Source organism: Spirulina subsalsa PCC 9445, assembly GCF_000314005.1.
Lineage (GTDB): Bacteria > Cyanobacteriota > Cyanobacteriia > Cyanobacteriales > Spirulinaceae > Spirulina_A > Spirulina_A subsalsa.
In genome coordinates, this window is sequence record NZ_JH980292.1 from 2,577,730 (window position 1) to 2,603,652 (window position 25,923).

Consider the following 25,923-nt stretch of genomic DNA (forward strand, 5'->3'; position numbering starts at 1 on the left):
AGACTAAGCTATGAATACCAAGCATCGAGAGAGAAACAATGGTTCATTTAACCCCGAATCCCAGTTTTAGTTTAACGATTTCTATTGAACTGCCCAACACACCGGGAATGTTAGCCAGTGTCACCCATGCGATCGCCTTACGAGGGGGCAGTATTGGTCAGATTAATCTCCTCCAGCATACGCGCAAATTGTCGAAACGGGAATTTGTGGTGGATGCGTCGAGTACGGAACACGCGGAGGAAATTGTGGCGGCAATTAAGGAAGTTCCTCATGTTAAGGTGTTGCGGGTGTCGGATCGGACCTTTGACCTGCACCGGGGGGGTAAGATTGGGATGCAGTGCCGAATGCCTTTAAATGATCAGTCGGATTTGGCGATGGCCTATACTCCGGGGGTGGGACGGATTTGTAAGGCGATCGCAGAAGATCCCCAACAGGTTTTTTCCTTGACCATTAAAAGTAATACCGTCGCCATTATCACCGATGGCAGCGCGGTATTAGGTTTAGGCAATCTCGGCCCCGAGGCCGCTTTACCCGTCATGGAAGGGAAGGCCATGTTATTTAAGGAGTTTGCCGGGATTGATGCCTTCCCCGTCTGTTTGGATACCCAAGATCCTGAAGAAATCATCGCTACGGTGAAACATATCGCCCCTGTCTTTGGCGGGGTGAATCTAGAAGATATCAGCGCCCCCCGGTGTTTTGAGATTGAAAAACGCTTGCGGGAAGAATTAGACATCCCCGTATTCCACGATGATCAACACGGCACCGCCATTGTTACCCTCGCGGCCTTATTTAATGCTCTCAGACTGGTCAAACGAGAGCTAGAAGCGGTGAAAATCGTCATTAATGGGGCCGGGGCGGCGGGGGTGGCCATTGCTAATCTGCTGCTCCATTCGGGCGCTCGTTCTATTATCATGTGTGACTCTAAAGGGATTCTCTCCCGTCAGCGCACGGATTTAAACCCCCAAAAACAATTCTTTGCGGTGGATCAAGAGGGGACTTTAGCGGATGCCGTGCAGGGGGCAGATGTGTTTATTGGGGTGAGTGTGCCGGGGGTTTTAACTCCGGAAATGGTAAAAACGATGAATGAGGGGGCGATTATCTTTGCTATGGCGAATCCGGTGCCAGAAATCCAGCCGGAATTAGTGCGGGATGAGGTGGCTGTGATGGCAACGGGGCGCAGTGACTACGCGAATCAGATTAACAATGTGTTGGCTTTTCCGGGGATTTTCCGGGGGGCGTTGGACTGTCGGGCGCGGAAAATCACAACGAATATGTATGTTCAAGCGGCCAGTGCGATCGCCTCTTTAGTCTCCGCCCAAGAGTTGGATCGAGAGTTTATCATCCCTTCCGTGTTTGATAAGCGAGTCTCCTCCGTGGTTTCGGCAGCCGTCCAACGGGCAGCCCGCGAGGATGGGGTAGCCCGTCGGTGAACCTTTGAACTTATTCAGCCAGACCTAACTACAAAGTTGGTTATTCCACTCCTGAGAACCTCGACCCGGCCAGCAGGTAAACTGACGACCCACCCAGCCTAACGTCCATTGGGGGGAATCGGGGGTGGAAGTGGGGACGGGGAGAAACTCTAGACGGTAGCGGATGCCGGAGACGGAATCATCAGGCAGGCTGGTTTTTTCGACAATGACCACTGGGGGATTCTCTCCGGGTAAGGGGATGATACTTTGCTGACCGGACTCGGAGGTAATTTCTTCTGGAGGCAGGGCGAACAGGGCTGTGGCAATGGCTTCCGGGTCTTCTCCGGCTAACGGCACGCCATCCCGCAGCAGGGCGAAGTCCATCGACTCATAAAGGCCTTCTGTTACGGTTTCGCCGTCCTCTTCAATGTGCAGTTTACCCTCAGCAAGGCGATATTGAATTTGATCCTCTCCTTGGGCAGTAATTTCCTCTTCTGGGGTGTCCATCACCCTTGCTTGTACGACTTCACCGGGTCGGGTACTGGCTAGACCCACTAACCATAATTCCTGATCCTGTGAACAGAGGTGCAGTCTATAATGGTCGGTAATAAAGGACTCGCGGATTTCCCCTTCGGCACAAAGGGGCGTGGGGGCTGTTGTTAAATCCGCCATACTGACCTCGGAGGATGGATTCTCAGCACAGGCTGTTAGGGGGGCCATCAGAAACCCCAAGCTGAGGAGTAGCAAGGGCGAGGAGGTAGGAAAATAACGCATAGCATTCAGTTGTACTTTTCTCTTAATCCCCACTTTAACGAGAATTATGGGTTATTTTCAAATTCTCAAGGTGTTCGCGCAGCGTCTCAGAATGAGAATCGTCTTCACCGTCTTGGTGAGTCTCACCATTCCCCTTGTCCTGCATTGGGTGTTACTGGGTCTTCGTCCCCCTCGTCGTCCTGATCGGCGGGAACTGTTTGTGGGTGTCACCTATGAACGGTTATGGCGCAAAGATCCTCGACCTATGATGATTCATTGGGTGAGGCTGGATTTAAAGCAACCCGGGATTCAACCGTTTGTAACCTTGGGTCAAGTGAAACCCCAGAAAATGCAGTTTCCCGCCCAAACGACCCGGGATTTTGTTCGCCAGTATCCTGTACAAGTGGCGATTAATGGTAGTTTTTTTACCCCAGCTTATACCCGGCATCCTTGGGATTATTTTCCCCAACGAGGCGATCGCGTTTATGCTATCGGTCAGGTCATTGCCAACGGGGTTTTATATTCTCCCCCCCATGATCACTGGGCGGTATTTTGTTTTATTCCCCCCCATACCTTCGAGATTGTGCCGGCTGACTGTCCCGAAGGCACGACCCAAGCGATCGCCGGACGGGATATTCTACTCCATCAGGGGAAGGCTTCCCCCCTAACGCAGAATACGGATCACAACCAAAATTATCCTCGGAGTGCGATCGCCTTCAATCCCCAACAACACATTCTCTGGTTAGTCGTCGTCGATGGTCGCCAACCCTTTTATAGTGAGGGAATAACCCTCCCCGAATTGACCCAATTTCTCGCCCAACTCGGCGCAACAGAAGCCCTCAATTTAGACGGAGGCGGCTCCAGTACCCTCGTGATTAAAGAGCAAGAGCAAATCATCACCCTCAACTCCCCCATCCACACCCGCATTCCCCTACGTCAGCGCCCCGTTGCCACTCATTTAGGCTTTTCTGCTCTACCCTTAGATAGAGAAACCCCCTAAAACTGAAATCAAGTGAGAATTAATCACAATTAATCAGGATCCTATGCGAGAGTATTAACAACAGCATCGATATGAGCAGCACCTTTATGCAAGCAGTACCTTTTGGGTCTTGGAAATCACCCATTACTTCCGAGTTAATTGTTTCCGGCACGATTGGATTAGGGGGAGTAACCGTTGATGGAGAAGATATCTATTGGCTAGAAGGACGGCCTTCTGAGGGAGGGCGGAATGTTCTCGTCAAACGGAATCCTGACGGGACTTGCTCCGATGTCACCCCCCCACCCTTTAACCTGCGGACTCGCGTTCATGAATATGGGGGAGGCTCTTATTTAATGACTCAGGGGATTCTGTACTTTTCCAACTTTGCCGACCAACGGATTTACCGCCAACGAGTGGGGGAAGATCCCCAACCCCTCACCCCGGAAAACAACCACTGCCGCTATGCTGATGCTGTTTTGGATCAAAAACGCGATCGCCTCATTTGCGTTTGTGAAAACCACAGTCCGGGTCACGGGGAACCTCAAAACACCCTCGCCACCATCGACCTCAACACCGGAACAGTAGAAACCCTCATCTCCGGTAGTGACTTCTATTCCTCCCCCCGTCTCAGTCCCGACGGAACCCAACTCACATGGTTAGAATGGAATCATCCCAATATGCCCTGGGATGGAACCACCCTCTGGCTTGCCCCCGTCCTCCCCAACGGTCAAATTGGCGAAAAAACCTGCATTACAGGCAGTGATCATGAATCCGTCTGCGCCCCCGCCTTTGCCCCCGATGGGACCCTCTTCTTTGTCTCAGACCGTAGCAACTGGTGGAATTTATACTGTTATACCGATCAAACCATTGAACCCCTCTTTCCCCTTGATGCCGAATTTGGTTATCCCCACTGGGTTTTTGGCGTTCAGCCCTACGTTTTTGACTCCACCCATAGCTTAATCTGTATCTACTCCCAAAACGGTCAAGACACCATGGCGCGTTTTGAATTTAAAGCCAAATCTCTGCAAATCTTTAATATTCCCTTTACCAGCGTGGGATCTTTACAAGTTAAAGACAATACCCTCTATTTTATTGGCGGTTCCCCCACCGAACCCACCCAACTGGTACAAATGGACATCGACAGCTTACAAACCCAGTGCCTTAAACGCACCAGTGATCTGGTTTTAGATGTCGGTTATCTCTCCACCCCCCAAGAAATCGAATTTCCCACCGAAGACGGGAAAACCGCCTATGCTTGGTTTTATCCCCCTCAAAACCGCGATTACAAAGCCCCTCAAGGGGAATTACCCCCCCTCCTCGTCCGCAGTCATGGCGGCCCCACCGCCGCCGCCAACCCCACCTTTAACTTACGCTATCAATACTGGACAAGTCGGGGGTTTGCCCTAGTTGATGTCAACTATGGCGGCAGCACCGGGTATGGGCGAGAATACCGCCAACGCTTGAATGGCAAATGGGGCATTGTAGACGTTGCCGATTGTGTCAATGCCGCTCGTTATCTTGTACAGGAAGGCAAAGTAGACGGACAACGATTAGCCATTGCTGGGGGCAGTGCCGGGGGGTACACCACCCTAGCCGCCCTTACTTTTCACGATGTTTTCAAAGCCGGAGCCAGTTACTACGGCATCAGTGACTTAGAGGCGCTCGCCCAAGATACCCATAAATTTGAGTCCCGTTATCTTGATGGTTTAATTGGCAAATATCCTGAAGAAAAAGAGATTTATTATCAACGTTCTCCCATTCATTTTACCGAGGGTTTATCTTGTCCCGTAATTTTCTTTCAGGGGTTAGAGGATAAAGTTGTCCCCCCCAATCAAGCGGAAATGATGGTAGAAGCCCTGAAGAAAAAAGGTTTACCTGTGGCCTATGTTCCCTTTGCCGAAGAACAACACGGTTTTCGGAAAGCGGAGAATATTAAACGGGCTTTAGATGGGGAATTTTATTTTTATTCTCGCGTGTTTGGTTATGTTCCCGCAGACAATCTTGAACCGATTTCTATTTTTAATTTGTGAGCAGTAATCTATCCCCAATTCCCTTGACAAATCGCCCTTAATAACCTAACAATTCCGCCAGATCATCTACCAACTCATCCACCGGGTAATTTTCATCATTGGCTAAGACAATAATTGTCACTGGCACTTTAGTATAGTGGCGATAAAACGTGCTGGTGCCGTACCAACTGCCGCGATGCTGCACATAATCGGGGCCGACTTCCCACCCCAAACCATAGGGGAAAGACTGCCCATTCTCCAAAGTCCCCGGCGTAAACGCAAGTTTTAAGGTTGCTGGCGTTACCACATCGCCCCGGCGTAATCCCTGATCATAACGGGCTAAATCGGCAATGGAGCTAAAAATATTACCATCCCCTGTAATCACAGAGGGAAAAGAAGAGGGCTTAAAATTCCCTTGGCGAGACACCGCATAGCCCTCGGCCCGATTGGGAATCTGTTGGGCTAAATCCGCAAATACCACCGTATGATTCATTCCCAAGGGTGTGAAAATTTGCTCGGCCATAAATGCCCCAAAAGATTGTCCCGAAACCCGCTCAATAATCAAGGCCAAAAGCGCGTAGCCACTATTGTTATACTCAAATTCAACGCCGCGATCGCTCTCAATCTCCTGCTGATTCAGCCATTGCAAATGATCCTCAAGAGTCAAACGAGCGAAAGCCTCATCTGTCTCTTGCCAAGCCTCACCCGTATAGTCCGCTAAACCCGACCTATGATACAGCAAATCGCGGATTAAAATGGGATCATCGGGATCTGGATCCTCAAAGTCGGGCAGATGCTCCGTTACCCCATCTTCTAGCCCCAGTTTCCCCCCCTCCATCAGAATTAAAATCCCCAGCGCGGTCATTTGCTTGGACACTGAAGCCAAATCAAACACTGTATTTGGTGTAATGGGGTCTTGCTGCTCTACATTCCTGAAACCGTAGCCTTTTTGAAACACTGCCCCCTGATTCAGAATGAGAACTGCAACACCGGGGCCATCCTGCTTGAGACTGGCTTCTACAATCGGATCAATTTTATCGATGAGTTTCATTTCAAGGGTCAATGCTGATGGATTGGTCATTTCATCCGAGGATGTCCCCAAGGGCATCAAGGAACAACTTGGCAACAGTAAACTGCCGCCTAAAATCGGGGCAATTAAGAGGCGTGCGATCGCCTGATGTCTATATCTCATTTCAAGAATAGTTAATTAGCCCATTGGCAGAAGATTCCAATAAATCATAACGCTTCACCGTAGCCAGATACAACTTAACCGTTGTTCCTTGGTCTTTTCCCGCACTGTACAACGTAATTTTTCCGCCCATTAACTCGATTAAATTCCGAGAAATAGCCAACCCTAAACCCATCCCCCCAGAGGCGCGAGTCGTTGAACCATCAACCATCACAAAGGGACGGAATAAACGGTTTTGTGCAGTTGGATCAATGCCAATCCCTGTATCCCGAATCAGGATTACCACCTGTTGACCACTAGGACTTGAAATATACTCACTCGAATCCTCTTCCCCACTACCCCCCAAGATAGTTGGCAACATTTCTAACCAAACTTCGACAGTGATTGAACCCTCTTTTGTAAATTTAATGGCATTATTCAAAACATTAATTAAAACCTGTCGTAATTTTGCCGGATCACCATGAACTAAAAGAGGATATTCTGGCATATTTAAATTCAGTTTTAATCCCTTATCTTCTAACGCTAAGACCTGAAAAGAAATCACCTCATCAATAATTTCTCCTAAATTAACTTGCTGCATATCAACAGAAAGCTGACCCGCTTCCACCTTGGATAAATCCAAAATTTCATCAATAATTTTAAGCAAATGAACCGCCGCATGATCCGCTTGCGCTAAAAACTCCAACTCTTCATCAGGATCATCACACATCCCGTCTTCTACTAAGCGCAACGAGCCAATAATAGCATTGAGTGGCGTTCGCAATTCATGGGAAATTGTGGTTAAAAATTCACTTTTTAACTGATTAGCCGTCTGAGCTTCACGCCAAGCCACCTCTAATTCCTCAGCCCAATGCTTTAAATTAGTAATCATACTATTAAGCGCACTCGCTAACTGTCGAAACTCCCAAATTTTAAAGTTTTGGGGAATTTCGTGATCACTTTGTAAAGCTTCTTGTTGTAGAGCAAACTTGGTTAACTTTTCTAGGGGGTGGGCTAAATCTCGGGCAACATATAAAATGGTAAAGAAACTAGCCCCTAAAATCGTAACACTTAAGCCAATTAATAACTGTAATAACGTGCGGCGAATGGGTTCTAAAGCATAGAGTGCATCATCTAAGCGAGTGACTGCCAAAACCACCCAAAACTGATCAGGATTATTGGCAACCGGATTTTGAATGGCCGTATAACCCGCTAAGAGGGAAACTCCATGTTCCTCGAAGTGTAGAAATTCATTCCTGCCGGACGTTGCAGAGTTAATGGCCGTTTGTAAGCGATCGCCTGACATCAACTCATCCACACTCCGACCCACATATTCCCCCAAAGGATGCGCCAACACAACCCCCTGCTGATTAATCACCATCGCATATCCCGTAAAAGAACCCCGCGATAAACTCGTTTCATTAATGATTCTCGATTGCACATGAAGGGTAGAACGTAATTCTCCCCCATCATCATAAATTGGCACACTATAAAATAGTCTCAATGTACTATTTAAAGTGTGAGGCATCGTCAAAGAAACCCCCTCAGCCCTTAACGGCAAAACCACTTGCACCTGTACTTGTAGAGGATTCAGCATCACCTCTAGACTTTGACTCAACCAAACCTCTGGATTCGGAGCATTTAACCGTTCGGAACCGCAAGTGCTAGCCATGACACCCTGATCCACTACACTATGGAGTTGCACACAATCAATCTCCGTCGGGAGATACTCAGCCAGCCCTTCTAAATACGCTTGTTGCTCCTCCACAGAACCTGTTTTGAGCGTTGTACTCTGACTGACAGCGACTAAATTCACCTTGAGTCCTTCAATCAACTGACTAATATTCTCCCCTTTGCGAATAGCGCTTTCCGTCAGATTTTGGCGCGCTGTTTCCAACAAAGCAGAACGCCCCTTACGGTACGTGACACCATAGGTTAACCCTACCCCTAACAAAAACACAGGCACACTCACTAAAAAGAGTCGTGTCAGTAGAATACGGCGAAAAGAAGAAACAGACTTACTCATAAACAGGATTAGTAGCAACTCCCTGATATAGCATCAGGCGATTATTCTCATAGAGAACCCTCAGCTTAAATGCTCAATAGTTTATTTTTATGTTCAAATTCAAACCGGATAGCCCTTGCACTCTCTGTTTCACCCACTCAATGACATCTCGGAAACATCGAACTTCAATTCATACATTTTTAGTTCAAACGCACTAAGAAATTCAAGCGGGAAACACTGAGCGTTAAATAGTAGATTCCATTGAGCATCTATACTTCATGATAAAGGTTGCCGTGCTATGTCAGTGTGAAAAAAAAGCCCGATAATTTAAGGATTTGGTAAACTTTCTCGATTTTCCCATCAATCCTATCTCAGAACCTCAGATCAGGCTTTCTTCAAACTTGACAATTCAAAAAAAAAGGTTAGCCTTGAACAGGAAACCAAATCAGTGCTTACTCATAAGTCTCTATAACAAAATATTGGATTCGATTTTTGGGGGGGAACAAAAAACACATCTTTGAGCCGAACACTCTCCCCAGTCATCCTGTTGAAATAAAATCCAGACGATTAAAAAGACAGTCCTCAGCTAATCGAAGCATCTGAGCGTAACTGACCTCTCACTTGACCTTAACTCCTCAGATTATCAACCATGAAAACGTTTAATCCCCCAACCCAGTGGGTGAAAGATTCTGCTGGCTTAGTTCTGCTATTAATCCTTGCCCTAGGTACATTTTTGCGAGTCTACGGTATTAATTTTGGCTTGCCTCACCTCTACAACTTTGATGAAATTATTTTTGTAGACCGGGCTTATTATATGTTAGGGAATCAAGATCCTAACCCCCAATGGTTTGGCGCTCCAGCTAGCACAACAATCTATCTTTTAGCGTTGGTTTACCTCGTTATCTTTGTGATAGGCTTAATTTTCGGTCAATTTAGCAATCCATCACAATTTAAAGCATTATATTTGACAGATCCGACTGTTTTTTATCTCAGTGGTCGGTTATTAACGGCTGTGTTTGGTATTGCAATCATTGTTTTAGTTTATTGGATTGGTCATAAACTATTTAACCCCAGTGTCGGTCTAATTGGGGCGGCTTTTATTGCATTTTCTCCCCTTTATGTCTATCTTTCTAAGCTCATTCGGATGGACATTCAGATGACATTTTTTATTTTACTCTCTCTCTGGTTTTGCCTAAAAACATTAGAAGATACTGGATGGCTTAACTATATCTTAGCTGGGGCTTTTCTTGGGTTAGCTATTACGACTAAATATCCAGCTATTTTATTTACTGTAAGTATTCTTTTAGCTCACTTTATTAGCCATCCCAAGTCAAGGAAATCTAGTTTTAAAATTGTCATTAGTGCATTTTCTTGTGTAGCTGGAGTATTTGTTTCTTCGCCCTTCCTGTTTCTAGATATTGAGCGCGCTTGGCATGATGTAATTTATGAAAGCAGATCAGAACACTTAGGAGCAACAGGACAAGGTTTTTGGGCAGACTTAATCTGGTATTGGCGAGAACCTATTTTAGCTAATTTTACTATACTAGGGATAATTTTAAGCCTTTTTGGTTTTGGTCTTGCCTTGACATCAAAACGGAAAGACTTGCTCGTATTTATTAGTTTTCCCCTAGTGTTTTTTGTCTTTATCTCTACCCTCAGTTTACGCTGGGATCGTTGGATTATTCCTGTCTTTCCCTTTCTAGGGCTGCTCATTGGCTATGCTATTTATACCCTTTATCAATGGGTTAAACAACGTTTTAATCATCGGGTCAGTCTCTTTATAAGTTTAGCCCTTTTAGGGATAATGCTCCTACCATTGGCGAGCCTCAGTTTTCTAGAGAGTCGGGAAATGGCAGGGGTGGATACTCGGACTTTAGCGGGAGAGTGGATGTTAAAAAATATTCCCCCTCAAAGTTCAGTATTAGTGGAACTTTATACTCCCCAATTGCCTAAAGATTCTTTTCAGTTTTTTGAGGTTAACGAGCAGGGAAATTTAACCCAAACTGACTTAAGTCAGTTTGAACATTATCGCTTTATTCCCTCTTGGAGCCAGATCGGGAATTTGAAAAATATTGAGCAAATCACAAATCAGAATATTGATTATATTGTCATGAGCAATATGTATGATCGATTTGCCCGAGAGAAAGAACAGTACCGCGAAATTGTTAGAACTTATCAAGCTATTATGAAACAAAAAACTTTGGTTTATGAGACGCAACAAGTGCGGGGAGTTAATTATGGTCCGACTATCCGCATTTATCAAGTAAACTAAGTCTACAGATCCCGCAATAGCACCTCTTTTTTAGGAAGAGAGAGCAAAATTTTAAACAAAAGATTTCACCAACTTAAGGATTGATATAGGTTAACTGAAAATATTGCTTTTATCCAAATTGATCATTCCTAAAAATCAATCGTCAATCCTTAAGCAAATTGTCATCAAATTACTGCCAACTCTTAGAAAATCATGGTTGTCTTCCCTCGACACAAGCTTTTATTGTCACTCCTGCCTTTTCTCTTCATCGTCTCAGTTGCCATTATCATGAATTGGAGATGGCTAAGTGGAGAAATATTATTAGCGCAAGATATTAAATATCATATAATTTGGCTTCAGCATTTTTCCCAACAATTTCACCAAGAAGGTATTTTATATCCTCGTTGGTTAGCTGGAACAAATTATGGTTATGGAAGTCCGACATTTGTTTTTTATCCTCCTTTAGTCTCCTATGTAGGGACTTTGTTTAAATTTATGCCGTTGACTCTGAGTCAAATCATGGCAATTCTCTATATTTTACCTGTGGCGATTGTGGGAAGTAGTTTTTATTTTTTTGCACAGGAAAAATGGGGGAAGTTGTCGGCATTATTTGGGTCATTATATTTAATGCTCTGTCCCTATTTGTCACTCAATTTATATAGTCGAGGCTCGTTGCCAGAAACTTGGGGAATTGCTTGGATTCCTTTAGGGGTTTGGCTAACCTCTCGCTCTCTAGTTTATCCTAAATATAGAATCATTTTGACCCTTTTTTCCGGAATTTTCGCCTTAACTCATTTACCAACGCTCTTATTATCAGTTCTGTTCTGGATTCCTTTTATTCTGCTTTTTTCAAGGTGGTATTCTTGGAAGCCAGTATTAATGACTTTAGGGGCGGTTTTTTTGGGCTGGGGTTTAGTTTCTTTTTATCTCGCTCCAGCTGTTTTAGAACAACCCTTGGTTAATATTAGTTGGATGAAAGGGGTGTCCGGTGGGTTTTCAGCCAATTTATTGTTTGCTCAGACTTCTCCTGGGACGATTATGCACATGATTCGACCCATTTGGAAAAATTATGTAGTTACTCTCTGTGTACTGACAGCAATAGCTGTTTTTGTGCAACGAAAACATAAGCAAGAATGGGGAAGGCTAGGATATACCTTGGGATTTTGTTTAGTTGTTATGTTTTTGATGACTGAAGGATCTCGAATCATTTGGGTACTATTTAAACCTCTCCAAATGGTTCAGTTTCCTTGGCGAGCGTTAGGTTTATTATCTTTTGGTATTGCTGTTTTATTAACAATTTCTGTTTCTGGGCTTGTTAATAAATCTTGGAAAAGTCAGCTTTTATTGTTGGTGATTGGGTTCATTTTAATGTATAATGTGCGTGGAGTTTGGCGCATTGTCCGAGATGCGCCAACCCTCAATAACCCTCGATGGTTTGAAGGGGAACAACTAGAAGAATTGCAAATTGCTATAGATGAACCTTTCGCTAAAGAATTAAGAGATGCACCGGAATATCGCCCTTTACTATCAAGTGGGGAAGTGGCTTCTGTACCGCAAATTGGACAGCCTCGGGTTTCTGTGCTGGAAGGAAGGGCTGAGGTGGTTGTTGAAAAATGGGGCAGTTATGAGCGAATTTTACAAGTAGATGCGGCTGAGAGTTCTGTGATTAGAATTCGCACTTATTATTATCCGGCATGGCAGCTTGAGGTGAATGGTGTTGCTCATCCGATGGCTATGGGAGAGGATGGAACAATTCATTTTCAATTAGAAGCGGGAACTTATGCGGTGAAGTTGAGCTATCAATGGACGGATGCGTTTAAATTGGGGGTTGTGATTAGTCTTTTGACGGTGATCGGTTTAACGATAGCAATCTTAAATAGGTGGTGGTAGGGGCAATTTATGAATTCCCCCTATTCTATGGGTTAGGTTTCCCAAAATCTTACAACTCAAATCGGATGACTATAGACTTGGGGAACATGGACAATGGTAAGTTTTCGTGTTAGATAAGGGTTAGGGTGAATCCTAGAGTTTTTTAGGGTTTGGAGTCAGTATAAGTTAAGGGTCAGTGGTGGTTAAACGACTGACTGATATGAGGGGATGAAGTATAGAGTTGCACTAAGTTGTTTCTTGGTGTCTGTATTCTCTTTCGGAGTCTATGCCGCTCACACGGACAAAAGTGCTGAGGTGGTACGGGTGGGAATTTATCAAAACCCCCCCAAGGTGTTTCGGGATAATACAGGCAATCCGGCGGGGTTTTGGGTAGACATACTAGAAGATATTGCAGAGCGTGAACATTGGGCTGTGCAGTATGTTCCCTGTGAGTGGGAGCGGTGTTTGGAGGGGGTGAAGGAGGGGGAGCTTGACTTAATGTTCGATGTGGCGCATTCTGAGGAGCGCGATCGCCTTTTTGAGTTTAATCAAGAGGTGGTGCTGTTGAGTTGGTCGGTGGTCTATAGTAGAGCAGGACTTACCCTAGACTCGATTTTGGATTTAGATCACAAGCGGGTGGCGGTTCTACGCAATAGTATTCAAGTCCAGGCGCTGGAGAATTATACAACTTCCTTTGATGTTAGCCCCGAGTTGGTGAAGGTGGCAGATTTTGAGGAGATGTTCCAGTTGTTGGCTCAGGGGGAGGTGGATGCTGGGGTGGTGAATCACTTTTTTGGTCAATGGATTGCCCCCCAGTATAAGGTTGAGAGAACGACTATTTTGCTCAATCCCTCTCGGCTGCATTTTGTGACCGCTAAGGGGCAAAATAGGCATCTTTTAAGGGCGATTGACTCTCATTTGGTGAATTTAATAGAGGATGGGAGTTCAGCGTATTATCAAGCTCGTGAGCGCTGGTTAGAGCCACGCAAACGTTGGGGGTGGGAGGAGGTGCGCTATCTGTTATTGAAGGTGGTTGTTTATGCTCCCTTATTGGGGGTGGGGGGGTTAGTTCTGTGGAATTATGCCCTAAAACGGGAGATTCAACAACGTCGCCAAGCGGAGTTAGCTCTACAGAAAAGTGAACAGCGTTTTCAGAATATGGCGGCCAATGTGCCGGGGGCGATTTTCCAGTATGTTTTACACCCGGATGGTTCTGATGGTGTGACTTATATGAGTCCGGGGTGTTATCGACTTTGGGAGGTGGAGGCGGAACAAGTGGTGGAGGATGGCCGGATTTTATGGGAGATGGTTTACCCAGAGGATCGAGAGGCTATGTATGAGTCGGTGATGCAGTCCGCGCAAAGGTTGCAAGCTTGGTCTTGGCAATGGCGTATTATTACCCCGTCGGGACGTTTGAAGTGGTTGGAGGCCTCGGCACAACCGGAACGTCGGGAGAATGGGGATGTGGTGTGGGATACCTTGATCACGGATGTGAGCGATCGCAAAGCAACAGAACTCGAATTGCGCAATAACGAAGAACGCTTACGTTTGGTGACGGAAAATATACGGGATTTGGTCTGTTTACACGATTTAGAGGGTCGCTATCTCTACGTTACCCCCTCTTGTCAAAGCTTATTAGGGTATAGTCCCGAAGAGTTACTGAGTCATAGTCCCTATGAGTTCATTCACCCGGATGATGGGGAGTTAGTACGTCAGTCTGCCCATCATCCAGCCCGGCAGGGATTAGTTCGTTCTCAAGTGACCTATCGAGCGCGGAGTAAAAGGGGGGAGTGGTTATGGTTAGAGACGCTCACCCAACCGATTTTTAATGAGAGGGGGGAGGTGAAGCATCTGCAAAGTACGTCTCGGGATGTGAGCGATCGCGTGCGCATGGAAGAAGCGTTAAAACACAAGGCCCTCCATGATGAATTAACGGGACTCCCCAACCGCAGTTTACTCCTCGAACGGCTGGATCTCGCCATCAAACAAATTAAACACCATCCTGAGCGCCAGTTTGCTGTATTGTTTTTAGACCTCGATCAGTTCAAAGTGGTTAATGATAGTTTAGGTCACTGTATTGGGGATAACCTGCTGGTGGCCGTGGGAAAATTGCTGGGGGAGTTGATCCGAGATACGGATCTCGCAGCACGGTTGGGGGGGGATGAGTTTGTTATTTTACTCGAAGAGTTAACGGAAGTTGAAGAAGCGGTTAGAGTTGGCGAACAAATTTTACTCGCGCTGCGATCGCCTTTAAAATTGGCCCAACGAGATGTTTTTCTGACTACTAGCATCGGAATTGTCATTGGCACCCCCGACTATCACCGACCCGAAGAACTACTTAGAGATGCCGATCTGGCTATGTATCGAGCGAAACAAGACGGCCGGGGGAATTATGCCATTTTTGATCCCACTCTCCACCAACAAGTTCTACAACGGCTTCAGATGGAAAATGATCTGCGTCAAGCCCTAGAACATGAAGAGTTTATCCTCTACTATCAACCCATTATTCATCTGGCTAGCCAAACAGTGCGCGGTTTTGAGGCCTTGATTCGCTGGCAACATCCCCAACGGGGCTTTATCCCTCCCGATCAATTTATTGGCATTGCCGAAGAAACGGGACTCATTACTCCCATTGGTATATGGGTTTTACAAACAGCCTGTCACCAACTGGCGATTTGGCAACAGCAATGTCCCCAACAGGGGTTAAAAATGAGTATTAATCTTTCGGTTTCTCAACTGGACTCCCAACTTTTGACACAGTTGGATGAGGTACTCAGGCGCTATGCTCTGCCTCAGAATAGCCTCGTGTTAGAAATTACCGAGAGTATGCTAGTTCAAAATATTGACGCAAACTATGATTTGCTCAATCAAATTAAAGCGCGAGGGGTGGGTTTAAGTATTGATGATTTCGGGACTGGGTACTCTTCCCTAAGTTATTTACACCGTCTTCCCGTCGATGCGTTGAAAATCGATCGTGCTTTTGTCAGTCCTCATGCGAGTGATGCCCGAAATCAGATCATTGCCGAGTCTATCGTAGCTTTGAGCAACTTACTGGAGTTAAATGCGATCGCCGAAGGCATCGAAACCCCCGCACAACTCGAATGGTTAAAGATACTAGGTTGTGAATTTGGCCAAGGTTTTTTCTTCTCTCCCCCCCTCCCTCCTCAACAAGCGACTCTTTTTTTAAGCCAATTTTGTGAAATGCCCTTTTCTCAATTGCAGGGAGGCGATGGATACAAAAATTCTCAATAGATTGTGGCAGGAAGAATTCATGAATTCCCTCTACAATGTGTTTAAATAGGGCTAATTTACCAATAACATTCTCATCCCCTTTTTAGCAATATGTCTAATCCCGTTCTTGCTCATTCTCCCAGTCCTCAACAAATTAAAAAAGTCATAACAACCTTAGAGCAGGATTTACCGGATTTGTTTAAAACAGATATTTGCTATGATATTTATAGTCATGATATTGCGTTCAAAGATCCAGTTAATCGGTTTAACGGAAAATTTAACTACCGGATTATTTTTTGGACATTACGCTTTCATGCGGCCTTATTTTTCACTGAAATTTATTTTGATGTTCACCAAATCGCTCACCCTGAACCCGATGTCGTGCGCGTAGATTGGACAGTGCGGGGGACTTTACGAGTACCTTGGTCCGCTAAAATTGTCTTTAATGGTTACTCCAATTATCGGTTAAATTCACAAGGATTAATTTACGATCATGTTGATACTTGGGATCGTTCTCCTAAGCAAATTTTAAAACAGTTTTGGGGAAAGTAAACAGTAAGAATTTATTCATCACTGCCCCAAGCAACAACCTTAACTTTTTAAGGTTGAAAGCAAAAAATCCCCCACCGAGAAGTAGGGGATTTTTCGCTTTAGTTCGTCGATACTTTAGCCGAACTTACCAGCCGTCGAAGCAATCAAGAACGCTGCGTAAGTAAAGATGTAACCCACCGTGAAGTGAGCCAGACCCACTAAACGAGCTTGAACGATAGAGAGAGCAACGGGCTTGTCTTTCCAGCGAACTAAGTTAGCCAGAGGAGTGCGCTCGTGCGCCCAAACAATCGTCTCGATTAACTCTTGCCAGTAACCACGCCAAGAGATCAGGAACATGAAACCCGTCGCCCAAACCAGGTGTCCGAAGAGGAACATCCAAGCCCAAACCGAGAGGTTATTCACACCGTAGGGGTTATAACCGTTGATTAATTGAGCAGAGTTCGCCCAGAGGTAATCGCGGAACCAACCCATTAAGTAGGTGGAGTTTTCGTTGAACTGAGCAACGTTACCGGTCCAAACACCGAGGTGTTTCCAGTGCCAGTAGAAGGTTAACCAGCCCAAGGTGTTCAGCATCCAGAACATGGCGAGGTAGAAGGCATCCCAAGCGGAGATGTCGCAAGTACCGCCACGACCGGGGCCGTCACAGGGGAAGGAGTAACCGAAATCTTTTTTGTCGGGCATTAATTTGGAGCCACGAGCATCCAAAGCGCCTTTCACCAAGATTAAGGTGGTGGTGTGCAGACCCAGGGCGATCGCATGGTGAACCAAGAAGTCCCCAGGTCCAATGGTTAAGAACAGAGAGTTCGCGCCACTGTTGATGGCATCTAACCAACCGGGCAGCCACACCGCGCCATGATTGGGCCAAGCGGTGGTAGCAATGCTGTTGGGGTCAGAGAGCAGTAGATCCATGCCATACAGCACTTTACCGTGAGAGGCTTGGATGAACTGAGCAAAGACGGGTTCGATTAAGATTTGCTTTTCAGGAGTCCCGAAGGCAACCACTACGTCGTTGTGAACATAAAGTCCCAAGGTGTGGAAACCGAGGAAGAGGGAAACCCAGCTTAAGTGAGAAATGATCGCTTCTTTGTGTTGCAGCACCCGATCCAGAACATTTCCTTTGTTTTGTTCAGGATCATAATCCCGCACTAAGAAGATCGCGCCGTGAGCAAATGCCCCAACCATCAGGAAGCCTGCGATGTACTCGTGGTGAGTGAACAGAGCAGCCTGGGTGGTGTAGTCTTTGGCAATGAAGACGTAGGAAGGCAGGGAGTACATATGCTGGGCAACCAGAGAGGTGATCACCCCTAAGCAAGCCAAGTGCCATCCTAATTGGAAGTGCAGGGAGTTGTTGTAGGTTTCATAAATGCCTTGGTGGGGCATATTGAAGGGCCCTTGCACTTTTTTGCCAAAGAACTCTTTAGCATCACACATTTCTTTAATGCTGTGACCAATACCGAAGTTCGTCCGGTACATATGACCCGCAACAATAAAGAGAACCGCGATCGCCAAGTGGTGGTGAGCAATGTCCGTTAACCACAGGGACTCGGTTTGAGGGTGGAAGCCACCTAAGAAGGTTAAGATGGCAGTCCCTGCCCCTTGAGAAGTCCCAAAGACATGGCTAGCCGTATCAGGGTTCTGAGCGTAAACGCCCCAGTTCCCAGTGAAGAACGGCATTAACCCAGCCGGGTGAGGCTTCACAGAGAGGAAGTTATCCCAACCCACATGAACCCCACGGGACTCCGGGATAGCAACGTGAACCAAGTGACCCGTCCAAGCCAAGGAACTCACCCCAAATAACCCAGCCAAGTGGTGGTTAAGGCGGTGTTCCGCTAACTTAAACCATTGCAAACTAGGACGGAATTTGGGCTGGAGGTGCAGCCAACCTGCGAACAGCATTAACGATGCCAGAATGAGCAGGAAGATAGACCCTTGGTAGAGGTCTTGGTTGTTGGTCATCCCAATGGTGTAGAACCAGTGGTACACGCCGGAGTAGCAGATATCAACCGGGTTAGCGGCTCCTGCTTGAGTAAAGGCATCAACGGCGCCTTGTCCGAATTGAGGGTCCCAAATGGCGTGAGCGATGGGACGGACGTTTAGCGGATCTTTAATCCACTGTTCAAAGTTACCTTGCCAGGCGACGTGGAATAGGGTGCCAGATGTCCACAGAAAGATGATGGCGATGTGACCAAAGTGAGAGGCAAAAATCTTTTGATATAGATTTTCCTCGGTCATTCCATCATGACTTTCAAAGTCGTGAGCGGTGGCAATCCCATACCAGATCCGACGGGTTGTCGGGTCTTGCGCGAGATCCTGGCTAAATTTGGGAAATTTAGTTGCCATAAACCTTTTGAGGTAATTCTCCTACCTGACCAATGAGACTGATGCAATATGCTGCTCATCTTTTACTTCTTTATATACCCCCACCGAAGGGAATTGTCTTCTTTCGGTGGTGGTAAGGTTGGAAAAACGGGTCATCAAAGCCGAATTTGCGTTTGATTTTACCGTTTTCACCGGGGCTTCTAACCGACGGAGATAATTCTCGCTAGGAAGAATGCCCAAGTTGTGACGATACCACCGAGAAGGTAGTGAGCGACACCCACTGCACGTCCTTGGATGATGCTTAAGGCACGAGGCTGAATCGCGGGAGCGACTTTCAGTTTGTTGTGCGCCCAAACAATGGACTCAATCAGTTCTTGCCAGTACCCACGACCGCTAAACAGGAACATCAAGCTGAAAGCAAAGATGAAGTGACCTGCTAGGAACATGATGCCGTAGGCAGAGAGTGCAGAACCATAGGAGGTGATGACTTGAGAGGCTTGCGCCCACAGGAAGTCACGTAACCATCCGTTAATGGTAATGGAACTTTGGGCAAAGTTTCCGGCGGTGATGTGAGACACCGTACCATCGGGTGCAACGGTTCCCCAAACATCGGATTGCATTTTCCAACTGAAGTGGAAGATCACGATGGAGAGGGAGTTGTACATCCAGAACAGTCCGAGGAAGACGTGATCCCATCCAGAAACCTGACAGGTACCACCACGACCGGGACCGTCACAGGGGAAGCGGAAACCTAGTTCGGCTTTGTCAGGAATCAAGCGGGAGCTACGAGCGTAGAGGACTCCTTTGAGGAGAATCAACGCGGTAACGTGAATGGTGAAGGCGTGGATATGGTGAACCAAGAAGTCGGCTGTTCCCAAGGTAATGGGCATCATGGCGACTTTCCCGCCAACGGCAATCACACTGCCACCAAAGGCATAGCTCACAGGCTCAAGGGCGTTGGGAGCGGTGCCACCGGGGGCGATGGTGTGAATGTTTTGTACCCATTGGGCAAAGATGGGTTGTAGTTGAATGCCCGTGTCCGAGAACATATCTTGAGGACGACCAAAAGCGCGCATGGTGTCGTTGTGAACGTACAGACCAAAGCTATGGAAGCCTAAGAAGATACAAACCCAGTTGAGATGGGAGATGATGGCATCACGATGACGTAACACGCGATCCAACAGGTTGTCTACGTTTTTCGCCGGGTCGTAGTCCCGAACCATGAAGATGGCACCATGAGCGCCGGCCCCTACGATTAGGAAACCGCCAATCCACATATGATGCGTGAACAGAGAAATCTGTGTCGCGTAGTCGGTGGCTTGGTAGGGGTAGGGAGGCATGGCGTACATATGTTGAGCCACGATGATGGTTAAGGAACCTAACATCGCTAAGTTGATGGCTAACTGAGCGTGCCAAGAGGTGGTCAGAATTTCATAGAGGCCTTTGTGACCTTGACCTGTGAAGGGGCCTTTGTGGGCTTCTAGAAGTTCTTTCATGCTGTGACCGATACCCCAGTTGGTGCGGTACATATGACCAGCGATGATGAACAGAACGGCGATCGCTAAGTGATGGTGGGCTTGGTCAGATAACCACAAGCCGCCAGTCACCGGGTTTAACCCACCTTTGAAGGTTAGGAAGTCAGAATACACGCCCCAGTTCAGGGTGAAGAAGGGCTTCAACCCTTCAGCGAAACTGGGATACAATTCCGCCATTAACTTGGAGTTGAGGATGAATTCATGAGGTAAGGGAATGTCTTCCGGTGCTACCCCAGCATCCAGCAACTTGTTAATCGGCATGGAAACGTGAATCTGGTGTCCTGCCCAACCGAGAGAGCCGCAACCCAGCAATACAGCCAAGTGGTGGTTCATCATGGATTCCACATTCTGGAACCATTCCAACTTGGGAGCGCGTTTGTGATAGTGGAACCAACCTGCGAATAAACACAGACCAGCCATCACTAAACCACCGATTGCGGTGCAGTAAAGCTCAAACTCGTTGGTGATTCCAGAGGCTCTCCACAGATAGAAGAACCCAGAAGTAATCTGAATCCCGTGGAAACCGCCACCAACATCAGCATTTAAGATGTCTTGACCCACAATTGGCCAAACCACCTGCGCACTAGGTTTAATGTTCAGGGGATCTTTCAGCCAAGCAACGTAGTTCGAGAAGCGAGCACCGTGGAAGTACATCCCGCTCAACCAAACAAATACTACGGCTAGGTGTCCAAAGTGGGCGCTAAAAATTTTGCGCGAAATGTCTTCTAAATCGCTCGTTTGACTATCGAAGTCGTGAGCGTCGGCGTGTAGGTTCCAAATCCAAGTGGTGGTTTTGGGTCCTTTGGCCAGCGTCCGGTCAAAATGACCGGGTTTTCCCCACTTCTCAAAGGAAGTGGGTACAGGGTCTTTATCGACTGCTACTTTGACTTTCGCCTCTTTTGGAGGGCTGCTTGTCATGAGGGTTCTCCTCCCTAGACAACAATTGCAATTAAGGGTTTTCCCGTAAGGGATCTCTAAATTTATATCAGGTTTAGAAAAGATGTGTGAAAAATAGATTCACGGCTTTTCTGCTTTGTCCTCGGTTCAGAGGAGTCCTCCGGGGAGGTCTGAACTTTGGTCAGTCGGTGTGCGAACACTTAGTAGTAGATGATAAGTCTTAGGTTTCTTCTTGTTGAGAGGTGTTAACAATATTTAAATTTATCTCAGTTCTCTGGGAAATGAATGGCAAAATTCTAAGTTTTTGGGTAAAAAGTCAAGAATTAATGACCCTCTCTTAACAAAATGCAACAATAGCTTTCAGGTTGAGAAGCCGCCGATTATGAGGGATAATCAGAACGTCAGGATTCAGCCATAGTGGGTGATCAAGGTTTTCTCGGCACAGTCTCAAGGGTTAAACGAAGCCTAGGAAAGGGTTTTTTCCTGTTGTTCAAGAAATAAAATTAATCTATCTATAGATAGATGTGTCATGGTGACAAGCCGAATTTTGTGTTGAGTGGCAACTACTGGAGGAGTATGTTAAGAATTATTAAATCTAGCCTGTTAATCGTTACATTGTTTTTGGCCTTAGCCAGTTTAGGGGGATGTGGCGATCGCATTGAGGCCAAAAATGGCAAAACTAATCCCCAAGAAATTGGCTCCCTCGCCGAAGCGGCCCCTCCGGTATTACTGCGCCAACTCAACCAAACCTTGCAGCAATATCAACCCCAAGTGACTATCCTGAGTCCTCAACCCAACGAAACGGTAAACAGCACTACCCTAAAGGTCAAACTCCAAGTTGAAGACCTGCCTCTATTTAAGGATGAAACCCTTGGCTTAGGCCCTCATGTGAGCCTCACTCTCGACAATCACAGCAGCCAAGATATATATGATCTGAGTCAACCCATCACGTTTGAGGACTTGGAACCGGGTACCCATACGTTGCGGGTGTTTGCCAATCGTCCTTGGCAAGAAAGCTTTAAAAACGAAGGGGCCTATGCTCAAACCACTTTTAATATTTTCACCCCCAGTCAAGACAACACCCCCCAAGCGAATCAACCCCTCCTGACCTATAACAGTCCCCAAGGAGTCTACAACGCAGAACCCATTCTGCTTGACTTTTACTTAACGAATGCTCCCCTACGCTTCCTCGCTCGGAAAAACCCCCAAGACAACATCAACGACTGGCGGGTTAAAGTCACGGCCAACGGACAAAGCTTTATTCTTGAAGACTGGCAACCCATTTATCTCAAGGGGTTTAAACCCGGTGTGAACTGGGTCAAACTGGAATTAATTGATGACCAAGGCATCCCGATTGAAAATGCCTTTAACCAGACTGTACGGTTAGTGGACTATCAACCCAAAGGCAGCAACACTCTAGCGCAGTTAGTGAAAGGGGAATTAAGTCTTGATGCGGCTAAGGCTATTGTGGATCCGAATTATCGTCCTATTATTGAAGAACCGACGCTGGAAGAACCTCTAGTAGAGGAAGTACCCCCCGAAGCTGTGGAGGAAACCCCGGAAATTGAAGTGGAAACTGTTCCTGTAGAACCTGTTATTGAAGAGGAAATCACGGCTGAAGAGGAAATAGAACCGACTCCTGAAGTCGTGGAAGACGTGGCAGAGGAAATTAGTCCCCCGGCACCTGTTGAGACTCCCACGGAGAAAAAGGGACTCTTTGAGCGCTTCCGTCGTCAACCTGTAACCCCTCCTGTGGTAGAAACCCCGGCAATTGAAGCGGAATCTGTTCCTGTAGAACCTGTGGTAGAAGAGGAAACCGCGTCTGAGGAGGAAATAGAACCGACTCCTGAAGTCGTGGAAGACGTGCCAGAGGAAATTATTCCCCCGGCACCTGTTGAGACTCAAGCGGAGAAAAAGGGACTCTTTGAGCGCTTCCGTCGTCAACCTGTAACCCCTCCTGTGGTAGAAACCCCGGCAATTGAAGCGGAATCTGTTCCTGTAGAACCTGTGGTAGAAGAGGAAACCACGTCTGAGGAGGAAATAGAACCGACTCCTGAAGTCGTGGAGGAAGTCCCAGAGGAAATTATTCCCCCGGCACCTGTTGAGACTCCCACGGAGAAAAAGGGACTCTTTGAGCGCTTCCGTCGTCAACCTGTAACCCCTCCTGTGGTAGAAACCCCGGCAATTGAAGCGGAATCTGTTCCTGTAGAACCTGTGGTAGAAGAGGAAACCCCATCTGAAGAGGAAGTAGAACCTACTCCTGAAGTCGTGGAGGAAGTCCCAGAGGAAATTATTCCCCCGGCACCTGTTGAGACTCCCATTGAGAAAAAGGGACTCTTTGAGCGCTTCCGTCGTCAACCTGTAACTCCTCCTGTGATAGAAACCCCGGCAATTGAAGCGGAATCTCTGCCTGTAGAACCTGTTATTGAAGAAGAAACCCCATCTGAAGAGGAAGTAGAACCTACTCCTGAAGGAGTGGAGGAAGTCCCAGAGGAAATTATTCCTGAATAAGAATAACGGTAGATTACTGTTTGCCGATTAAGGAATAGGCATCTGCTCCCCGACCAAAAGCAAAACGCATGGAATGTTCAAGATCCTTGCTCGATAGGGTAATAAAAATCCAGAGGGCAAGGGTTAGGAATCCTGCGGAGAGGGTGAATAGACCCCGATAGTTAACCACGGTCATTAAGAGTCCGGCAAGGGGCGCACCGAGGGCAATTCCTACATCAAATCCTCCCACACAGAAGGCGTAGGATTGACCCCGTTCATTGACTTTAGACCGATCGGCAACTAAGGCTGTCATCATGGGGAGGAGTGTCCCTCCTCCAGCGCCTTGGGCTAGACCTGCCAGTAAGAATTGCCAGTTGTATTGGGCAAGGGCTAGGATCATCATGGCTAAGACGTAACAACAAAGACTACAGGTGATGAAAAAGCCGCGACCCAAGCGGTCGGATGCCCGTCCGGCGACTAAACGAATGACAAAACTGGCGATCGCAACGGCCGTGTAAAATAACCCTGCATTTAAGCCCACATTACTATCCCGAATATAAGCCGGGATGAACGCCGTTAGCCCCCCAAAGACTAGCCCCACGAAGAGTAAAATAATCGCTGGAATGCGTAGAGGAGGGCTTTTCACTAAAGACCAGCGCACCCCTAGGAGTGCTTTCGCGAGACGACGGGAGGGAGAGACGGCAGGGGTAGGGGTTTGAGGGAATAAGGGGACTTTGTAGCGCGATGCTTCCCGCACTTGACCCGCACAAAGGAAGGCTAAAATCCCCAACAGTCCGCAGAGTAGGAACAAAAATCCATAGCCAAAAATTTCGGCTAAATAGCCCCCCAAGGCCGGGCCAAGTGCCATCCCGAGGGGAACACCTAAACTCATATAACCGATGATTTCGCCCCGTTTTTCGGGGGGGGATAAATCAACGACTAAGGCACTATATCCGGTGGTAAGTCCGGCTACACTGATACCGTGAAATGCCCGAATTGCAACAAATAGGGGGAGACTGGTAAACATGGCATAGCCAAAGGGGGCGATCGCAACGGCTAAGGTTCCCACCTGTACCACCAGTTTACGACTCCGTTGGTCCGCCCACTGTCCCAACAGACCCCGAGAGAATAACAACCCAATGGCAAAACTCCCCATCACTAAGCCCACCTGTTGCTGAGTCGCCCCAGCAAATTCAATATACAGGGGTAGGGTGGGCAAGAGGGCGGTTAAACTGGTCCAGAAGCATAATCCGGTCAAAAAAAGAAAGAAGAGATTCCGTTGAGTTTCTGGGGCTAATGTTCTAAAAACCTTCACAGTAATTCGGACAAGGTAGGGATTCACGCTCTACCTTAGCACTTTAAACGGGTAAGAGAATCCGTAGGGTCGTGATCTGTTCCGGGATACTCTCCACACTAAAACTTCCCCCGTACAACTCCACGAGGCGCTGTGCGATCGCCAAACCTAAACCCGACCCCGATTGTTCATATAATTTCCGCTCAAACTGCATATACCCCCCAATACTTTGGATCTGTTCCACCGTTAAACCCCGCCCATAATTACTCACCGTAATCGTTAAAAATTGTTCCTCCCTCTGACTCTTTACCTGCACAGAGGTTTGAGCCTCGGAAAATTTAAAAGCATTGTTGATGATTTCTGTCAATATTATTTTAAAATGATTTACAGAAACTTGAGCAGAACTTGCTATAATTTCTAGTTGTAAATCTCCTTCTCGTCCCGCTTTTTTCGCTTCCTGTGTGGCAATTTCTTCTAGATAAATTTCCGTCTGTTCTGTGCGACTATTTTGTAAAGAGGCAATCTGTTCAGGCTGGATGGAGATGAGTTCTAATTCGGCATAAAGTAAGAAATTTTGGATTAATCGATATAATAATAAGCCGGATCGGTGAATCTGCTCCACAATCTCCTGAATTTCCGATACTGGTAACTCTTCCAAATCTGCCATTAATAATTCAGCAAAGCCCAAAATAGTATTCAAAGGCGTGCGCAGTTCATGGGGTAAAGAGTGGTTAATATTGGTGCGTAATTCATTGAGTTTCGCTGCCGTTTGTTGTTCAAACAGTGCCTTTCTGGTCAAACGAGAGGCAATGGCTCTGAGTAAAGCATCAGGAGTGCAAGGTTTCGTTAAATAATCATCAGCCCCCAATTCCATCCCCCGACGAGTATCTCTTTGATCGGATAAGGCGGTTAAAAAAATTAGAGGAATGGTAGCCGTGGCGGAATTTTGACGCAATTGTTGCAAGACTTCATAACCGTCTAACTCCGGGATCATAATATCACAGAGAATTAAGTCGGGTAAATAAGTTTGTGCTAAGGCTAATCCTTGCACTCCGCTATCTGCCCCCAGAACTTGAAAATCTTCTGCTTCTAACAATTCGATAATATTCGCACGGATCGGTTCTTCATCTTCAATCACTAAAATAGTGGTCATTTTATCCCA

At 46.7% G+C, this 25,923-nt stretch carries 15 protein-coding genes; 8 read left to right on the plus strand and 7 right to left on the minus strand.

What is annotated here, in order from left to right; all coding sequences use genetic code 11:
- Positions 1–38 precede the first annotated feature (38 nt).
- A complete protein-coding gene (locus SPI9445_RS0111910; RefSeq protein WP_017304976.1) occupies positions 39–1,430 on the plus strand; it encodes an NAD-dependent malic enzyme in 1,392 nt (463 codons plus the stop codon).
- Positions 1,431–1,454: 24 nt separating this feature from the next.
- On the opposite strand, the gene SPI9445_RS27590 is transcribed toward SPI9445_RS0111910, so the two are convergent.
- The gene (locus SPI9445_RS27590; RefSeq protein ID WP_017304977.1) at positions 1,455–2,183 is read right to left on the minus strand and encodes a hypothetical protein; all 729 of its coding nucleotides are present in this window, start codon (positions 2,181–2,183) and stop codon (positions 1,455–1,457) included.
- A 46-nt stretch (positions 2,184–2,229) separates the two neighbouring features.
- On the opposite strand from SPI9445_RS27590, the gene SPI9445_RS0111920 reads away from it, so the two are divergent.
- Together SPI9445_RS0111920 and SPI9445_RS0111925 are read left to right on the plus strand one after the other, a co-directional pair.
- A complete protein-coding gene (locus SPI9445_RS0111920; RefSeq protein ID WP_017304978.1) occupies positions 2,230–3,162 on the plus strand; it encodes a phosphodiester glycosidase family protein in 933 nt (310 codons plus the stop codon).
- Positions 3,163–3,248: 86 nt separating this feature from the next.
- On the plus strand, positions 3,249–5,171 hold the full coding sequence (locus SPI9445_RS0111925; protein ID WP_202803686.1) for a S9 family peptidase: 1,923 nt from the start codon (positions 3,249–3,251) through the stop codon (positions 5,169–5,171).
- 37 nt (positions 5,172–5,208) lie between these two features.
- On the opposite strand, the gene SPI9445_RS0111930 is transcribed toward SPI9445_RS0111925, so the two are convergent.
- A complete protein-coding gene (locus SPI9445_RS0111930) occupies positions 5,209–6,342 on the minus strand; it encodes a serine hydrolase domain-containing protein (RefSeq protein ID WP_017304980.1) in 1,134 nt (377 codons plus the stop codon).
- 1 nt (position 6,343) lies between these two features.
- Positions 6,344–8,344, minus strand: a complete 2,001-nt coding sequence (locus SPI9445_RS25300; RefSeq protein ID WP_017304981.1) for a sensor histidine kinase — start codon at positions 8,342–8,344, stop codon at positions 6,344–6,346.
- A 628-nt stretch (positions 8,345–8,972) separates the two neighbouring features.
- Between SPI9445_RS25300 and SPI9445_RS0111940 the strand changes: the two genes are divergently transcribed.
- The 4 genes from SPI9445_RS0111940 to SPI9445_RS0111955 all read left to right on the plus strand — a co-directional run bounded on the left by SPI9445_RS0111940 (position 8,973) and on the right by SPI9445_RS0111955 (position 16,226).
- Positions 8,973–10,595, plus strand: a complete 1,623-nt coding sequence (locus SPI9445_RS0111940; protein WP_017304982.1) for an ArnT family glycosyltransferase — start codon at positions 8,973–8,975, stop codon at positions 10,593–10,595.
- Positions 10,596–10,787: 192 nt separating this feature from the next.
- A complete protein-coding gene (locus SPI9445_RS25305; protein WP_071525286.1) occupies positions 10,788–12,464 on the plus strand; it encodes a glycosyltransferase family protein in 1,677 nt (558 codons plus the stop codon).
- 207 nt (positions 12,465–12,671) lie between these two features.
- The gene (locus tag SPI9445_RS0111950; protein ID WP_052646635.1) at positions 12,672–15,695 is read left to right on the plus strand and encodes an EAL domain-containing protein; all 3,024 of its coding nucleotides are present in this window, start codon (positions 12,672–12,674) and stop codon (positions 15,693–15,695) included.
- Between the two features lie 90 nt (positions 15,696–15,785).
- Complete coding sequence (locus SPI9445_RS0111955) at positions 15,786–16,226, plus strand: C6orf136 family protein (protein WP_017304985.1); 441 nt, start codon at positions 15,786–15,788, stop codon at positions 16,224–16,226.
- Between the two features lie 114 nt (positions 16,227–16,340).
- Here the strand turns inward: SPI9445_RS0111955 and psaB are convergent, their stop codons facing one another.
- Both psaB and psaA read right to left on the minus strand, forming a co-directional pair.
- The gene (gene psaB / locus SPI9445_RS0111960) at positions 16,341–18,566 is read right to left on the minus strand and encodes a photosystem I core protein PsaB (protein ID WP_017304986.1); all 2,226 of its coding nucleotides are present in this window, start codon (positions 18,564–18,566) and stop codon (positions 16,341–16,343) included.
- A 179-nt stretch (positions 18,567–18,745) separates the two neighbouring features.
- Positions 18,746–20,998, minus strand: coding sequence for a photosystem I core protein PsaA (gene psaA / locus SPI9445_RS0111965; protein ID WP_017304987.1), 2,253 nt, complete (start codon positions 20,996–20,998; stop codon positions 18,746–18,748).
- A 555-nt stretch (positions 20,999–21,553) separates the two neighbouring features.
- Between psaA and SPI9445_RS25310 the strand changes: the two genes are divergently transcribed.
- Positions 21,554–23,488 carry a hypothetical protein gene (locus tag SPI9445_RS25310; RefSeq protein ID WP_017304988.1) on the plus strand — a complete coding sequence of 645 codons (1,935 nt, stop codon included), beginning with the start codon at positions 21,554–21,556 and terminating at the stop codon, positions 23,486–23,488.
- A gap of 13 nt (positions 23,489–23,501) precedes the next feature.
- On the opposite strand, the gene SPI9445_RS0111975 is transcribed toward SPI9445_RS25310, so the two are convergent.
- Together SPI9445_RS0111975 and SPI9445_RS0111980 are read right to left on the minus strand one after the other, a co-directional pair.
- Positions 23,502–24,782: an MFS transporter gene (locus tag SPI9445_RS0111975; RefSeq protein WP_026079735.1), complete on the minus strand. Its 1,281-nt coding sequence runs from the start codon at positions 24,780–24,782 to the stop codon at positions 23,502–23,504.
- Between the two features lie 43 nt (positions 24,783–24,825).
- Positions 24,826–25,914, minus strand: a complete 1,089-nt coding sequence (locus SPI9445_RS0111980) for a hybrid sensor histidine kinase/response regulator (protein ID WP_017304990.1) — start codon at positions 25,912–25,914, stop codon at positions 24,826–24,828.
- Between the last annotated feature and the right edge of the window lie 9 nt (positions 25,915–25,923).